The 15,165-nt window shown below is 67.7% G+C and carries 10 protein-coding genes and 1 pseudogene; 4 read left to right on the top strand and 7 right to left on the bottom strand.

Going from position 1 to position 15,165, the window contains the following annotated elements; all coding sequences use genetic code 11:
- Positions 1 to 46: 46 nt before the first annotated feature.
- The 3 genes from CLG96_RS06925 to rimP are packed head-to-tail and all read right to left on the bottom strand — an operon-like array spanning position 47 to position 2,847.
- Positions 47 to 721: a DUF448 domain-containing protein gene (locus tag CLG96_RS06925; protein WP_107967123.1), complete on the bottom strand. Its 675-nt coding sequence runs from the start codon at positions 719 to 721 to the stop codon at positions 47 to 49.
- Positions 708 to 2,315, bottom strand: a complete 1,608-nt coding sequence (gene nusA, locus CLG96_RS06920) for a transcription termination factor NusA (protein ID WP_107967122.1) — start codon at positions 2,313 to 2,315, stop codon at positions 708 to 710. Before nusA ends, CLG96_RS06925 begins: the two co-directional genes overlap by 14 nt.
- A 7-nt stretch (positions 2,316 to 2,322) precedes the next feature.
- On the bottom strand, positions 2,323 to 2,847 hold the full coding sequence (gene rimP / locus CLG96_RS06915) for a ribosome maturation protein RimP (RefSeq protein ID WP_107967285.1): 525 nt from the start codon (positions 2,845 to 2,847) through the stop codon (positions 2,323 to 2,325).
- Positions 2,848 to 3,072: 225 nt separating this feature from the next.
- On the opposite strand from rimP, the gene CLG96_RS06910 reads away from it, so the two are divergent.
- On the top strand, positions 3,073 to 4,236 hold the full coding sequence (locus CLG96_RS06910; RefSeq protein WP_107967121.1) for a PQQ-dependent sugar dehydrogenase: 1,164 nt from the start codon (positions 3,073 to 3,075) through the stop codon (positions 4,234 to 4,236).
- Between the two features lie 24 nt (positions 4,237 to 4,260).
- Here CLG96_RS06910 and CLG96_RS06905 read toward each other — a convergent pair whose 3' ends face one another.
- From CLG96_RS06905 to CLG96_RS06890, 4 genes and pseudogenes are all read right to left on the bottom strand, one after another.
- The gene (locus CLG96_RS06905; RefSeq protein ID WP_107967120.1) at positions 4,261 to 4,977 is read right to left on the bottom strand and encodes a class I SAM-dependent methyltransferase; all 717 of its coding nucleotides are present in this window, start codon (positions 4,975 to 4,977) and stop codon (positions 4,261 to 4,263) included.
- Positions 4,974 to 6,101 carry a peptide chain release factor 2 gene (prfB, locus tag CLG96_RS06900; RefSeq protein WP_107967119.1) on the bottom strand — a complete coding sequence of 376 codons (1,128 nt, stop codon included), beginning with the start codon at positions 6,099 to 6,101 and terminating at the stop codon, positions 4,974 to 4,976. Before prfB ends, CLG96_RS06905 begins: the two co-directional genes overlap by 4 nt.
- Positions 6,102 to 6,231: 130 nt before the next feature.
- Positions 6,232 to 8,757, bottom strand: a complete 2,526-nt coding sequence (locus CLG96_RS06895) for a penicillin-binding protein 1A (RefSeq protein ID WP_107967118.1) — start codon at positions 8,755 to 8,757, stop codon at positions 6,232 to 6,234.
- A gap of 46 nt (positions 8,758 to 8,803) precedes the next feature.
- Positions 8,804 to 9,541 (bottom strand): annotated as a pseudogene (locus CLG96_RS06890) (N-acetylmuramoyl-L-alanine amidase family protein); the annotation flags it as partial.
- A gap of 602 nt (positions 9,542 to 10,143) precedes the next feature.
- Between CLG96_RS06890 and CLG96_RS06880 the strand changes: the two are divergent.
- From CLG96_RS06880 to CLG96_RS06870, 3 genes are all read left to right on the top strand, one after another.
- Entirely contained in the window at positions 10,144 to 12,870 is a 2,727-nt protein-coding gene (locus CLG96_RS06880) for an Rne/Rng family ribonuclease (RefSeq protein ID WP_207796618.1), read from the top strand.
- A 100-nt stretch (positions 12,871 to 12,970) separates the two neighbouring features.
- The gene (locus CLG96_RS06875; protein ID WP_423828190.1) at positions 12,971 to 14,362 is read left to right on the top strand and encodes a M48 family metalloprotease; all 1,392 of its coding nucleotides are present in this window, start codon (positions 12,971 to 12,973) and stop codon (positions 14,360 to 14,362) included.
- Positions 14,359 to 15,120, top strand: a complete 762-nt coding sequence (locus CLG96_RS06870; RefSeq protein WP_107967116.1) for a DsbA family protein — start codon at positions 14,359 to 14,361, stop codon at positions 15,118 to 15,120. Before CLG96_RS06875 ends, CLG96_RS06870 begins: the two co-directional genes overlap by 4 nt.
- Positions 15,121 to 15,165 lie beyond the last annotated feature (45 nt).

The raw sequence follows: 15,165 nt of genomic DNA, 5'->3' as shown, positions 1-15,165 counted from the left end.
TCTTTCCCGGTGCGCCGAACGGCCCTGCGAAATCACCTCGCAGGACTCAAGGCTCATCGTCCCGTCCAATATATGTGCGCCAGCGGCCGAGCGCATCGGAGACGCGCACGGCGGCTGCCGGCGCGATCAGTGCAATATGTACCACATTCTCGCGCCCCAGCGCCATGGACAATATGGCGCGGCTTGCGGGGATTACGAGCCCCCGCATGTCCGTGCCTTCCATGCCGAGGCCGACACGCAGCGCCTGATCGAGCTTGCGCGTGCCGTCCGCCGCCGCATCGCGGGCGTGGAGGAGCAGTTCCACCGTTCCCTTGCGTGCGGCATCGCCGATCTTGTCCGCGCCGGTGAGCAGCGTGCCCGCGCGCGCCTCCAGTCCCAGCCGGTCGAGCGCCGCGCGTTGCAGCGCGACCTCGATCTGCTGCGGCAGGTCGTCGGGAACGCGGAAGCCGGCCGTCTTGAAGGCGCGTGCGAGCGCACCCTTCAGCCTGCCCTTGGCGAGGGCCGCTTCGAGCGTGGGCCTGTCCACGCCGATCCAGGCGCCGCGCCCGCCCGCCTTTGCGCGGACATCGGGCGCGACGGTGCCGTCGGGACCGAGCGCAAGGCGGATCAGGCCGGCGCGCGGACCCCGCTCGCCGCCGAGGATGCAGCGGCGTTCGGGGTCGTGCGCGTCCGCGCGGACGGGGGAGGGCGTTACGCCGTCAAGGGGCTCATTGCTCGCCATCCGCAGAAGCGTCCCCCTGCGTTTCGTCGGCGAACCAATGCGCGCGCGCGGCCATGATGATCTCGTTGCCCTGCTCTTCGGAGAGGCTGTATTCGGCGAGCACGCCGCCCTTGTCCTCCTTCGGCGCGGCGGCGCCCTCCTTGCGGCGGCGCGGCTCTGCGCGCTTCTTCTGGATCAGCTCGTCGGTGGCGAGATCGGCCAGATCGTCGAGCGTCTTGATGCCCGCCTTGCCCAGCGTCACCAGCATCGCCTCGGTGAGATAGGGCAGCTCGGCCAGCGCATCTTCGACGCCCAGCGCCCGGCGCTGCTCGCGGTTCGCGGCTTCGCGACGATCGAGCGCTTCCTGCGCGCGGTTCTGCAGCTCGGCGGCGAGTTCCTCGTCGAAGCCCTCGATCGTCGAAAGCTCGTCGGCATCGACATAGGCGACCTCTTCCAGCGCGCCGAAGCCTTCGGCGACGAGCAGCTGGGCGAGCGTCTCGTCCACGTCCAGCTCGTTCTGGAACATCTCGGAGCGCTCGACAAACTCCTTCTGGCGCTTCTCGGAAGCATCCGCTTCGGTGAGGATGTCGATCGCCGAGCCGGTGAGCTGGCTGGCGAGGCGGACATTCTGGCCGCGGCGGCCGATGGCGAGGCTGAGCTGATCGTCGGGGACGACCACCTCGATGCGGCCATCCTCCTCGTCGATCACGACGCGGGCGACCTGCGCGGGCTGGAGCGCGTTCACCACGAAGGTGGCGAGATCGGGCGACCAGGGGATGATGTCGATCTTCTCGCCCTGCATCTCCTGCACGACCGCCTGGACGCGGCTGCCCTTCATGCCGACGCAGGCGCCGACCGGATCGATCGAGCTGTCGCGGCTGATGACGCCGATCTTGGCGCGGCTGCCCGGATCGCGCGCGGCGGCCTTGATCTCGATCACGCCGTCATAGATTTCGGGCACTTCCTGCGCGAACAGCTTCTTCATGAAGTCGGGATGCGCGCGGCTGAGGAAGATCTGCGGGCCCCGATTCTCGCGGCGCACCGACAGGATCAGCGAGCGGATGCGATCGCCGACGCGGACGACTTCGCGCGGGATCTGCTGATCGCGGCGGATGACGCCTTCGGCCCGGCCGAGATCGACGACGATATGGCCGAATTCGACGCGCTTGACGACGCCCGTGATGATCTCGCCCGCGCGGTCCTTGAACTCCTCATATTGCCGCTCGCGCTCCGCGTCGCGGACCTTCTGGAAGATCACCTGCTTGGCGGCCTGGGCGGCGATGCGGCCGAATTCGATATTGGGCAGCGGATCGACGATGAAGTCGCCGACGACGGCGCCCTTCTGCAGCTTCTGCGCGTCGACGACCGAGACCTGCTTGAAATAATCCTCGACCTGATCGACCACCTCGACGACGCGCCACAGGCGCATGTCGCCCTGCTTGGGATCGATCTTGGCGCGAATGTCATTCTCGGCGCCATAGCGCGCGCGCGCGGCGCGCTGGATCGCATCTTCCATCGCCTCGATCACGATTTCGCGATCGATCAGCTTCTCGCGCGCGACGGCGTCGGCGATGGCGAGCAGCTCGGCCTTGTTGGCGGAAATGGCGGTGGCCATCTTGTCCTTATCCTTCCTGTGAAATCCGGTCCGCGCCCTCGATGGAAAGGGGCGCGGTGGCCTTGATCAACGCATCCGTCAGAAGCAGCTTGGCGCTGGCGATATAATCCAGCGGGATCTCGATCTCGCCGACGCGCTCGGCATAGATCCTCACATTGTCACCATCCAGGCCGAGCAGATGCGCGTCGAACTGCTTGCGGCCGTCGAGCGGCGTGCCGAGCTTGATGCGCGCATCGAAGCCCTTCCAATCCTCATAATCCTGCCGGCGGGTGAGCGGCCGGTCGATGCCGGGCGAGCTCACTTCCAGCCGATAGGCGTCCTCGATCGGATCGAGCGCGTCGAACTTGTCCGAGATGCGGCGCGACAGCGCCTCGCAATCGGACAGATCGAGCTGGCGCGTGTCCGGCCGTTCGGCCATCACCTGCAAGGTCGGATCGCTCTTGCCGCCGAAAAAGGCGACGCGGACGAGCGCCAGACCCAGCGCTTCCGCTTCCGGCTCGATCAGCTTCGTCAACGCGGCGATATCGATCATGAAATCCTTCGTGAAACATTCAAGCGCCCGCAGCGTCGGACCCGGAGGGGATCCGACCTCGGCAATGTTTCCAATGTCGAGAGGACGGTCCGCTATATAGGCCAATCCGCATGGCGCGGCAAGACTGGAACATTGCAGGAAATCGGGCGAGGATGGAGGGATGATCCACCGATGACCAAGACATTTCTGCGGCACCACCCGTCTGGATCGAAAGGATAGGTTCCGATGCCTCGCCTGATTGTCACCTCCGCTTCTGTCCTGGCCCTGCTCGCCGCCTGCGGCAGCGCGTCGGAAGGACCGGCGGTCGTCCAGAATTCCGTCCAGGCGCCGATCACGGGTGAGCGCGATCCTTCGCCCAAGCCGTTCGATGAAATCCCGGTCGCCACTTTCGACCGGCCCTGGGCGATGAGCTTCCTGCCCGACGGGCGGATGCTGGTGACGGAGAAAGCGGGGCGGATGCTTCTGGTCTCGGCCGATGGGCAGCAGCGCAGGGCCGTGTCGGGCATTCCGGCGGCCATCGATAGCGAGGGACAAGGCGGATTGCTGGATGTCGTGCCGCACCCCGGCTTCGCAAGCAACGGCCTCGTCTATTTCAGCTTTTCGGAGCCGGGGCCGGGCGGCGCGGGCGTCGCGCTCGCGCGTGGGCGGCTGGTCGCGGACGGCAGCGGGGCGCGGCTGGAGGGCATGCGGGTGATCTTCCGCGCCGCGCCCAAGGTGGAGGGGGACGGCCATTATTCGGGGCGCATCGCCTTCTCGCCCGACGGCTTCCTCTTCTTCACCGCGGGCGAGCGGGTGAAATTCAATCCTGCGCAGGATCCGAAGGCGACGCTCGGCAAGGTGCTGCGCCTGAAGGAGGACGGCACGCCCGCGCCGGGCAATCCGCTGGCGGCCAAAGGCTTCGATCCGGCGATCTGGTCCTATGGCCATCGCAACCTGCTGGGCATCGCCTTCGATGCGGAGGGGCGATTGTGGGAGCAGGAGATGGGGCCAATGGGCGGGGACGAGCTGAACCTCATCCTGCCTGGCCGCAACTATGGCTATCCGATCGTCTCCAACGGCGATCATTATGATGGGCGGGTGATTCCCGATCATCCCACCCGGCCGGAGTTCGAGGCGCCGAAGGTGAGCTGGAACCCGGTGATCTCGCCCGCGGGGCTGATCATCTATTCGGGTTCGCTCTTCCCCGAGTGGAAGGGCAATGCGTTCGTCGGCGGGCTTTCGTCCATGTCTCTGGTGCGGATCGAGTTCAACGGCATCGAAGCGCGCGAGGCGGCGCGCTACGACATGGGCGCGCGCATCCGCGAGGTGGAGCAGGGCCCGGACGGCGCGATCTGGCTGCTCGAGGACGGGCCGGACGGGCGGCTGCTGAAGCTTACACCAAAGAAGTAGACGTTCCGCAGGTCCGGCGGCGATTCAGGACGCGGCCGGGACGCAACCCTTTATCTCTTCCGGCGCGGGCCGAGGGCCCGAGGCGACATAGGTTGCGAGATAGGTGCCGGGCTCGGGCATCTTCTCGCGGAGGATGCGCGTATAGCCGACGGCGTTCATCTCGCAGTCGAGCAAAGCGGGCGGGGTGCCGCGATCGCCGGTCGGCCGGTCCGCATCGACCACCACGACGATGCCATGGGGGCGCAGCGCCGGCCGCATCCGCCAGAGGAACTCATAGGGCTCCCCGATCTCATGATACATATGGACGAGGAAGATACGGTCGAAGCTGCGATCGGGCAGCTTGGGATCGGCCGGATCGCCCAGCTTCACGCTGACATTGTCGAGCCGCTCGCGCGCGACGCGCTCGGCCAGCCGGTCGCGATAGGCGGGGACGATGTCCTGCGCGAGCACGCGGCCCTGCTTGCCGACGCGCTGGGCGAGGCGGATGGTGTAATAGCCTTCGCCCGCGCCGATATCGGCGACCGTCATGCCCGGCTCGATTTCGGCGAGGCGCATCACCTCCTGCGCCTCGCGCAGCCGATCGCGCGTCGCCTCGGTCGAATAGCCGCCGGAGACGGTGGGCGCGACGGGGCGATGGGCCCTGGGAAAGCCGTTCGCGGTGCGTGTTCCCTCGCTTTCGGAGCCGGCCGTGCCGCATCCCGCCAGCAGCAGCAGCACGAAAGCCGCTGCCGTGCGGATCACTCGACGTCCTCGACGTCCACCTTCTCGCCGGTCACGCGCTGCGACAGGGCGGCGGCCATGAAGCGATCGAGATCGCCGTCGAGCACGTCGTCGGGCGCGGTCGAGGTGATGCCGGTGCGCAGATCCTTCACCAGCTGATAGGGCTGGAGCACATAGGAGCGGATCTGGTGGCCCCAGCCGATATCGGTCTTGGTGGCGGCGGTCGCGTTCGCTTCCGCCTCCCGCTTCTGCAGTTCCGCCTCGTACAGCCGCGCCTTGAGCTGCTTCATCGCCTCGGCCTTGTTCTTGTGCTGCGAACGCTGGTTCTGGCACTGAACGACGATATTGGTGGGGATGTGCGTGATGCGCACGGCGGAATCGGTCGTGTTGATATGCTGACCGCCCGCACCCGATGCGCGATAGGTGTCGATGCGCAGATCGCTCTCGTTGACGACGATGTCGATGTCGTCATCCACTTCCGGATAGACCCAGACGGAGGCGAAGCTGGTGTGGCGGCGCGCGGCCGAATCATAGGGGCTGATGCGCACGAGGCGGTGGACGCCGCTTTCCGTCTTGGCATAGCCATAGGCATTCTCGCCTTTGAGCAGCAGCGTGGCGGACTTGATGCCCGCCTGCTCGCCGGCATGATGATCGATCAGCTCGACCTTCAGCCCGCGCCGCTCGGCCCAGCGCGTGTACATGCGCTGGAGCATGCCCGCCCAGTCCTGGCTCTCGGTGCCGCCCGCGCCGGCATTGACCTCGATATAGCTGTTATTGCCGTCCGCCTCGCCCGCGAGCAGCGCCTGGATCTTGTCATTTTCCGCACGGTCGGCGAGCACGGCGAGGCTGGCGACGCCGTCGTTGACGAGACCCTCGTCGCCTTCCGCCTCGGCCATCTCCATGAGCTCGACCGTATCGTCGCGCTCGCCCTCGATGCGGCGGACGGCGGAGACGGCCTCGTCGAGCCGGCGACGCTCGCGCATCACCTCCTGCGCGGCCTTGGGATCGTCCCACAGCCTCGGGTCCTCGACCCGCGCATTGAGCTCATCGAGCCGGCGCAGGGCACGATCCCAGTCCAGGAAGCGGCGGACGAGCGCCATCGCCTGGTTGATCTGATCGACATGGGCTTGCGCTTCGGCGCGCATTTCTCTTTCTCCAGAAAAAATTCTTCCGTTTCCCCGGCAAAGGGCCGGTTCCCTCCATGTTCGCCGCAACCCGCGACTCCGAAGGGATGCCGGCCCTTGCCGGCATGACGGTGATATAATGCGCGCGCTGTTAGTAGATACCGCCCTGGGACTGCAAGAAATCGCTGTCGCTGTCTCTGGCGGCGCGGGAGCGGGCGGGGCCGGTGGGCTCCCTTTCGGCGCGTCTGACGATCTCGTCCTTGCGGATGGTGCGGCGCGGCTCGGACTCGGGCTTGAACGCCTCCCAGATCACGGCCGCCTTGGGGTCGCTCGTCGGCCAGGCGCCGAATACGCGGCGGCCCGAGCGACGATCGATGCGGACCATGCGGATGCCCGGCGGCGCGCGGAAGGGCACGACCTCCATATCCTTCATCGCGACCTGCGCGAACTGCTTGAAGATCGGCGCGGCGACGGTGCCGCCCTGCGCATAGCCGCCGAGCGAGCGCGGCTGATCATAGCCCAGATAGACGCCCGCCACGAGATCGGCCGATCCGCCGACGAACCAGACATTGGTGGGCCCGGTCGACGTGCCCGTCTTGCCGAACAGCGGCCGGCCGAGATCGCGCAGGATGGTGGCCGTGCCGCGCTGGACGACGCCTTCGAGAATGTGGACGACCTGATAGGCGGTCATCGGATCCATCGCCTGGCGCGCGCGCATGCGGGGGCGCGGCATGGGCCGGCCGTTCCAGTCGCGCGCATTGCAGCCTTCGCAGGGGCGCGTGTCGGCGCGGAAGATCACCTTGCCATGCCGGTCCTGGACATAGTCGATCATCGTCGGCTTCAGCTCGCGGCCATTGTTCGCGAGCATGGCATAGGCGTTGGTGAGCTTGAGCACGGTCGTCTCGCCCGCGCCGAGCGAATAAGCGAGCAGCGGGGGATAATCGCCGATCCCCATCGCCTTGGCGGTGGCGACCACCTTCTTCATGCCCGTCTGGCTGGCGGCGCGCACCGTCATCAGGTTGCGCGACTGCTCGACGCCCCAGCGCAGCGTCTGCGACCCGGCATTGCCGCCGGAGAAGTTGCGGAAGCATTTCCGGCCGAGCAGCGCCGACTGATAGACGCAGAAGGGCCCGTCGACGATGATCGAGGCGGGCGTCATGCCATTGTCGAGGGCCGCGGCATAGACGAAGGGCTTGAAGCTCGATCCCGGCTGGCGCATCGCCTGCGTCGCCCGGTTGAACGAGGCGCCGCGCGCGTCGAAGCCGCCCTGCATGGCGAGGATCTGGCCGGTGTGCGGATTTTCCACGACCATGCCGCCCGAAACATTGGGGATGGTGCGCAGCACCCAGTCCGCGCCCTGTTTCTTCACGGCGATCACGTCGCCCACCTTCAGATATTGGAAGGCGGTGTCGCCGATGCCGCGGCGGGGCATGGCCGCGCCCCAGCTCGGCAGCGCGCCGGTCGATCCGTCGGCAAAGCCGACCTCCGCGCGCTCGCCCTGCTTGGCGAGGACCACGGCGGCGCGCCAGTCGTCATAGCCGACGCCCAGATTGACGGTGGCGAGCCGCTGGGCCCAGTCGCCACGCGTGTCGATTCGTGCTGCAGCGCCGCTCCAGCCGCGCCCCGCCTCATAGCGGACGAGCCCGTCGCGCAGCGCATCCTCGGTCGCCTTCTGGACGGCGGGATCGAGCGAGGTGCGCACCCACAGGCCGCCCGAATAGACGCTGTGCGGTCCGCTCGCATCGGTTTCGCCATAGCGGCCGATCAGCTCGCGGCGGACCTCCTCCATGAAATAGCCGTCATATCGGCGCTCGGCATCGCGGCGCGTGTCGCTGCGGCGGATGGTGCCCAAGGGCGCGGCCTCGGCCTCGGCGCGCTGCGCGGCGCTGATATAGCCGTTATTCTGCATCTCGCGCAGCACATAGGCGCGCCGGGTGAGCGCGCGATCGGCATGGCGTTCCGGGCTGTAATTGGACGGCGCCTTGGGCAGCGTCGCGAGATAGGCGATTTCCGGCAGCGTCAGATCGCCGACATCCTTGCCGAAATAGGCGCGGGCGGCGGATTGCACGCCATAGGCGTTGCGGCCGAGGAAGATCTGGTTGAGGTAGAGCTCCAATATCTGCTGCTTGGTCAGCGCATTTTCGATGCGGAAGGCGAGGAAGGCCTCCTTGATCTTGCGCGTGGGCGAATATTCGTCGCCGAGCAGCAGATTCTTGGCGATCTGCTGGGTGATGGTCGATCCGCCGCGCGCGCGCTCGCCCGATCCCATCTTGGTGAAATATTCGAACACGCCATTGGCGAAGGCGGGATAGTCGATGCCGCCATGGGTGAAGAAGGTCTTGTCCTCCGCCGAGAGGAAGGCGTGGATGAGCTGCGGCGGAAATTCGTCATAGGCGAGCTCGACGCGCCGCTCGCGCGCGAAGCTGTAGATGGGCGTGCCGTCGATCGCGCGCAAATTGGTCGGCAAGGGCGGTTCATAGGCGAGCAGCCTGTCCGTCGATGGCAGGTCGCGTGCGAAGAGCAGCCAGAGGATCAGCCAGCCGAACAGGAGAAGCCCGGCGAACGCCGCCAGCCAGCGCACCCAGCGCCGGGCGAAAATCTTGCGGACGGCCTCGCGCAAGGCGATCAGGCGCTGCCTGAGCGAAGGGCTGTCAAGGCTCGGGGAGGACTCCACCATCGGGGCAAGCCTCTAGCAGCTTGTGCGCGCTTTGCCAGCCGGCCCGTCAGAGATTGGCGAGGCGGCGGGCGAAATGCGCCTCCACCGCACGCCGCACGCCGGTCGCGATCTTCTTCTGATAATCCTTCGAAAAGAGCAGCTTCAGATCGTCGTCGTTGGACATGTAGCCGGTTTCGAGAAGTACCGACGGCACGTCGGGCGCCTTCAGCACGATCAGCCCGGCGAATTTGTGGAATGTCGTGCGAAAGGCGATCATCGGCGACATTTCGCGCTGGAGCAGCGATGCGAAGATGGAGCTGACGTTCATCGTCTCGCGCTGGGCGAGGTCGATCAGGATCGAGGAGACGTCATTATTCTCCTGGCCCAGATCGACGCCGTTCAGGATATCGGCCTTATTCTCCTTCGCGGCGAGCTGTGCGGCAACCCGGTCGGATGCGACGTCGGACAGGGTGTAGATGGTGGCGCCGCGCGCGGAGGCGTTGGGCGCGCTGTCGGCATGGACCGAGATGAACAGGTCGGCATTGAGCCTGCGCGCAATCTCGCGCCGTTCGCCCAGGATCAGGAAGCGGTCGTCGTCGCGCGTGAGCGCGACGCGGACGCGCCCGGATTCGAGCAGCGCGTCGCGTATCGCCCGGGCGATGGCGAGGGCTGCATCCTTTTCCCGCCGCGCGCCGTCTGCCGAAAGCGAGCCGGGATCATGGCCGCCATGACCCGCATCGATCACCACCAGCGGCCGGCCGGAGCCGCGCGGCCCCTGGATCGGCGGAAGCGCCGCGCGCCGCGCGGGGCGCGCGGCGGCGAGAAGCATCCGGGGCTGCGACACGGCCTGGACAGGCTCGCTGCCCATCGCCATCTCGGCCGGAACACCGCCGAACCATTGCAGAATTACGACCAGAAGAAGCAGTAGCATCGTTCCCCCCACCGCCGGGCGAGCCCGTCGGTCCTCCGAAAATGCGCGAGGCAGGCAGCCTTGCGCAAGTCCCCGTGCGGCGCCATCTACTTGCGAACAGGGCGGAGGCCTAGCTTTTGGTTGCCGGGCCGCGGGGCAGATGCTAGCAAACCCTGTCCGGCCGGCTGGAGGCACCCTGCTTCCGCTTATCCGTCCGTTCCGAGCACCGGCGCGTTGTTCGCGGCCGGGCATCTAGAGTTGAAGCTGCATGAGCCATTTTTCCCCGAATTCCCGACGCATCCTGAAAGGGTGCGACGCATGGGAACGGGGCTTCGCTTCGGCGCATCGCGCCGGGGATGGCCATGTAGCAGACGCGGAATCCATCATCCCAACCCGGACGATCGCCGGCAGCGCCTGGAGCGCGGCGGCCATGTCCGATCTTTATCGCGCGCGCCCCTTCCGCTTATCCGCGGGATCGCGCGCCCGGAGACCAGTAAATGACCACGCGTATGTTGATCGACGCGCGCCACCCGGAAGAAACCCGCGTGGCCGTCGTCAAAGGGAATCGCATCGAGGAATTTGATTTCGAGTCCGCCGAGCGCAAGCAGCTCAAGGGCAATATCTATCTGGCGAAGGTGACACGCGTCGAACCGTCGCTGCAGGCGGCGTTCGTCGATTATGGCGGCAATCGCCACGGCTTCCTCGCTTTCTCGGAAATCCATCCCGATTATTATCAGATCCCCAAGGAGGATCGCGAGGCGCTGCTCCGCGAGGAGGCCGAGCATGCCGCCGAGGAAGAGGCGCTGCGCGCGAGCGAGGCCGACGAGGAGGATGAGGAGGAGGATCTCGACGACGAGGATGTCGTCGAGGAGGATCTCGACCGTGAAGCCGGCGAGGAAGGCGAGGAGGATCGGCCGCGCCGCCGGCCGGTCGCCGCGAACCATGGCGAGGATAACGCCGTCGAGGGCCTGCGCCAGAAGCGCATGGCGCTGCGCCGCCGCTACAAGATCCAGGACGTCATCCGCCGCCGCCAGGTGCTGCTCGTCCAGGTCGTGAAGGAGGAGCGCGGCAACAAGGGCGCCGCGCTCACCACCTATTTGTCGCTCGCCGGCCGCTATTGCGTGCTGATGCCGAACACCAGCCATGGCGGCGGGATCAGCCGCAAGATCAGCAATGCCAGCGATCGCAAGCGGCTGAAGTCGATCATGGCGGAGCTGAACCTGCCCAAGACGATGGGCTGCATCGTCCGTACCGCCGGCCTTCAGCGCACCAAGACCGAGATCAAGCGCGACTTCGACTATCTTGCGAGGCTGTGGGACGAAATCCGCGAAAAGACGCTTTCGCTGTCGGCACCTGCCGAAATCTATGCCGACAGCGATCTGGTCAAGCGCGCGATCCGCGACATCTATAATCGCGACATTGACGAGGTGATCGTCGAGGGCGAGGAAGGCTATCGCGCGGCGCGCAGCTTCATGCGGCTCCTGATGCCGAGCCACGGCCGGAAGATCGCCCATTATGCCGATGCCGTGCCGCTGTTCCAGCGCTTCGGCGTGGAGGATCAGCTCGCGGCGATGTACCAGCCGCTCGTGCAGCTCAAGTCCGGCGGCTATCTGGTGATCAATCCGACCGAGGCGCTCGTCTCGATCGACATCAATTCGGGCCGCTCCACGCGCGAGCATAATATCGAGCAGACCGCGACCGCGACCAATTTGGAAGCGGCCGCCGAGATCGCCCGCCAGCTCCGCCTGCGCGACATGGCCGGGCTGATCGTCATCGACTTCATCGACATGGAGAACAGCTCCAACATCCGCAAGGTCGAGAAGGCGATGAAGGAGGCGCTGAAGAATGATCGCGCCCGCATCCAGGTGGGCCGCATCTCCAGCTTCGGCCTGTTCGAGATGAGCCGCCAGCGCATCCGCACCGGCGTGCTCGAAGCTTCGACCCGGAGCTGCCCGCATTGCGAGGGCACCGGCCTCGTCCGCACCGCCTCGTCGGCCGGCCTGTCGGCGCTGCGCATGCTGGAGGAGGAGGCCGCGCGCGGCCGGGGCAGCCGGCTGCAGCTGCGCGCCAGCCAGGAGGCGGCGCTCTATATCCTCAACCGCAAGCGCGCCGAGCTGGCCGAGATCGAGGATCGCTACGGCGTGATGATCGAAGTGGTCTCCGACGGCTCGCTCGAAGGCGCGCGGATGACGGTGGAAAGCGGCGGCCCGCCGCCGGCGCATCCGCCGCGCCTGCCGCAGCCGATCCAGCTCGAATTCGAGGAAGACGAGGAGTTCTTCGAAGAAGAGGAGGAGGAAGAGGAGGAGCTGATCGAGGCCGAGGCCGCCGATCTGCCCGAAGAGCGTGCGCCGCGCGGCGGCCGCGAGGAGGAGCAGGAAGAGGGTCGCAACCGTCGTCGCCGCCGCCGTCGCCGTCGTGGCGGTCGCCGCGAGGAGGAGCAGGGCGAGGCCGCGGTCGAGGCGGCCGAGGCGCCCGAGCCTGGCGAGCTGGAAGAAGAAGCCCCGGCCGAAGATCTCGTGGCGGAGGAGGCCGTCGAGGCCGAACCTGTCGCGGATGCCGAGGAGGAAGGCGAGGTTCGCCGCCGTCGCGGTCGCCGGGGTCGGCGCGGCGGGCGTCGCCGCAATGGCGAAGGCGCCGCGGTGGCGGGCGAGGAGGAAGTTCCGGTCGAGGCGCTGGTTCCGGAAGCCGAGCCGGTCCTGGTCGAGCCCGAGCCTGCCGCGCTCACCGAGGTGGAAGAGGTGGTAGCGGCACCCGTCGAGCCGGTTGCAGAACTGGTCGAGGAAGTGGCCAAGGCGCCGCGTGCCCGCCGTCGTCCGCGCGCCCGCAAGGCAGAGACGGTGAAGGAGGCCGCTGTCGAGGCCGAAGCGCCTGTGGTCGCGGAGCCTGTGGCTGCCGAGCCGGTCGCCGCGCCCGAGGCGGCGGCCGAGGAGGCTCCCGCCAAGCCCAAGCGGACGCGCAAGCCCAGGGCCAAGGCCGCGGCCCCCGCCGCGGAAGCGCCCGAGGCGGTGGCCGAGCAGGCCCCGGCCAAGCCCAAGCGGACGCGCAAGCCCAAGGCGGCTCCCGCGCCTGAGCCGGCGCCCGTCGAGGCGCCCGTCGAGGCTGCCGCCGAAGTCGCCGCCGAGGCGGAGACCGGCGTCGCGTCCGTTCCGGCCGAGCCGGAACCCGAGGCCACGGGCGAAGCGGCGCCGCGCCGTGGCTGGTGGCAGCGGACCTTCGGGGCTTGAGGATGGCGGGCAGGCTGTTCGGTCTGCCCGGCGGAAAGGGGGCGGGCGGGTCCGCCCCCTTTCATCCCATGTTCAGTTGGACAGCCGCAGCATGGTGACGATGCGCTCGCTTTTCGCCGTTCCCCTGAACCGCCTTTCGGGGCTCCTGCGGATGGCGCTGTTCGTCATCCTGTCGCTTGCCGTCGCGGTGCGCCCGGCGACCGCCCAGTCCGTGCTGCGCGATGCCGAGACCGAGGCGCTGCTCAACGATATGGCGCGCCCGCTCATCATCGCGGCGGGGCTCCAGCCGAACAATGTCCAGCTCGTGCTGCTGCAGGACAAGGAGGTCAACGCCTTCGTCGCCGGCGGGCAGACCGTCTATATCCATAGCGGCCTGATCGCGGCGGCGGACAATATCAACCAGGTGGAGGGCGTCGTCGCCCACGAACTGGGCCATATCACCGGCGGCCATATCGTCCGCATGGGCGAGGGGATGAAGCCCGCGACCGGCATCACCATCCTTTCGCTGCTGTTGGGCGCGGCCGCCATGGCGGCGGGCGGCACCGAGGCCGGCATGGGCGCGATAATGGCCGGCCAGCAGGCGGCGATGGGCAAATTCCTGGCCTTCAGCCGCACCGTCGAGGCCAGCACCGACAGTGCGGGCGCGCGCTATCTGCGGGGCGCCGGCATTTCCGGCAAGGGCATGATGCAGTTCTGGGACAAGTATCGCGCGCTGGAATATCGCTATTCCTCCAGCTATGCGCCGGTCGATCCCTATATGCAGACGCACCCCCGGCCCGCCGATCGCGCGGCGGCGCTGGAGCAGGACCTCAAATCATCGCCTTATTGGGATAAGCCGACCGATCCGGCGCTGGAGGCGCGTTTCCAGCGGGTGAAGGCGAAGCTGGCCGGCTTCGTCGGCGATCCGCAGACGACGCTGCGCGTCTATCCCGAAACTGACAAGAGCCTGCCCGCGCGCTATGCCCGTGCCTATGCCTGGCATAAGGCGGCCTATCCCGACAAGGCGGAGGCGGAGATTGACGGGCTGATCGGGCTCGCGCCGCACGATCCCTATCTGCTCGAGCTCAAGGGGCAGGTGCTGCTCGAATCGGGCAAGCCCAAGGCGGCGCTCGCGCCGCTGCGCGAGGCCGTTCAGCGTTCGGGCAATGCGCCGCTGATCTCAGCGCTGCTCGGCCATGCGCTGATCGCCAGCGAGGATCCCGCCAATTTCGACGAGGCGCGGCGCGTGCTGAAGGTTTCGGTCGCGCGCGACAATGACAATCCCTTCGCCTGGTATCAGCTCGGCATCGTCTATGCGCGGGAGGGGGACCAGCCGCGCGCCGCGCTGGCGACGGCGGAACGCTACAGCCTGATAGGCCAGCAGCGCCTCGCTTTGGCGAGCGCGGAGGCGGCGATGCGCGGCATTCCGCAGGGAACGCCCGATTATCTGCGCGCGCAGGATATAGTGATGGCATCGCGCGCGGCGGCGGAAGATTCGAAGAGGCGGAGATGAACAGGGAAAAAGGGCGGGACGGCCGCCGCGCGCCGTGGCTCGCCGGCATGGCCGGGCTGCTGCTCGGCGGTGCGGCGACGGCGCTGGCGATCGGCGGGGACGGGGCGATGGCGCAATCCGGCCAGCCGGACCGTGCCGCGATCGAGGCGATCGTCCGCGACTATATATTGAACCATCCCGAGATCCTTCCCGAGGCGATGGAGCGGCTGCAGGCGCGCGAAGTGTCGAAGCGGCTGGAAGCGGACCGGCAGGCGCTCGAAACGCCCTTCCCCGGCGCCTGGGCGGGGGCCGCGAAGCCGGACGTGACGCTCGTCATGTTCACCGACTATAGCTGCGGCTATTGCCGCGCGAGCGTGGCGGATGTGGACCGGCTGCTCGCGGAGGATCCCAGGCTCCGCGTCGTGTGGCGCGAGCTGCCGATATTGGGTCCGCAGAGCGAGGAGGCGGCGCGCGCCGCGCTCGCGGCGGCGGGGCAGGGCCGCTATCTCGATTTCCACCGCCGCATCTTCGCCGGCGGCGTGCCCAATGAGGCGAAGCTCGCCCGTGCGGGCGCGGCGGCGGGGCTGGACGCGGCGAAGCTCAAGGCGGCTGGCGCCTCGCCCGCGATCGGCCGCGAGATAGAGACGAATATCGCGCTCGCCACCCGCCTGGGCCTAAGCGGCACGCCCGCCTTCGTGATCGGCAACCAACTCCTGACCGGAGCGGTGGGCCATGACGCGCTCAAGAAGGCGATCGCCGAGGCGCGCGCGCGGAGCTGACCGAGCCTTTCCCGCCTGCACCGGGTAACTATGCCTTGACGCTGT

Source organism: Sphingomonas oleivorans, from assembly GCF_003050615.1.
GTDB classification, from domain to species: Bacteria; Pseudomonadota; Alphaproteobacteria; order Sphingomonadales; family Sphingomonadaceae; genus Sphingomonas_H; species Sphingomonas_H oleivorans.
The sequence above is the reverse complement of the archived record's forward strand: the minus strand, read 5'-3'. Positions and strand labels throughout refer to the sequence as shown.

What these genes read in the sequence shown, in the direction of transcription:
- CLG96_RS06925 (WP_107967123.1), bottom strand. Translation starts at nt 721, where the DNA reads ATGGCGAGCAATGAGCCCCTTGACGGCGTAACGCCCTCCCCCGTCCGC.
- nusA (WP_107967122.1), bottom strand. Translation starts at nt 2,315, where the DNA reads ATGGCCACCGCCATTTCCGCCAACAAGGCCGAGCTGCTCGCCATCGCC.
- rimP (WP_107967285.1), bottom strand. Translation starts at nt 2,847, where the DNA reads ATGATCGATATCGCCGCGTTGACGAAGCTGATCGAGCCGGAAGCGGAA.
- CLG96_RS06910 (WP_107967121.1), top strand. Translation starts at nt 3,073, where the DNA reads ATGCCTCGCCTGATTGTCACCTCCGCTTCTGTCCTGGCCCTGCTCGCC.
- prfB (WP_107967119.1), bottom strand. Translation starts at nt 6,101, where the DNA reads ATGCGCGCCGAAGCGCAAGCCCATGTCGATCAGATCAACCAGGCGATG.
- CLG96_RS06895 (WP_107967118.1), bottom strand. Translation starts at nt 8,757, where the DNA reads ATGGTGGAGTCCTCCCCGAGCCTTGACAGCCCTTCGCTCAGGCAGCGC.
- CLG96_RS06880 (WP_207796618.1), top strand. Translation starts at nt 10,144, where the DNA reads ATGACCACGCGTATGTTGATCGACGCGCGCCACCCGGAAGAAACCCGC.
- CLG96_RS06875 (WP_423828190.1), top strand. Translation starts at nt 12,971, where the DNA reads ATGCGCTCGCTTTTCGCCGTTCCCCTGAACCGCCTTTCGGGGCTCCTG.
- CLG96_RS06870 (WP_107967116.1), top strand. Translation starts at nt 14,359, where the DNA reads ATGAACAGGGAAAAAGGGCGGGACGGCCGCCGCGCGCCGTGGCTCGCC.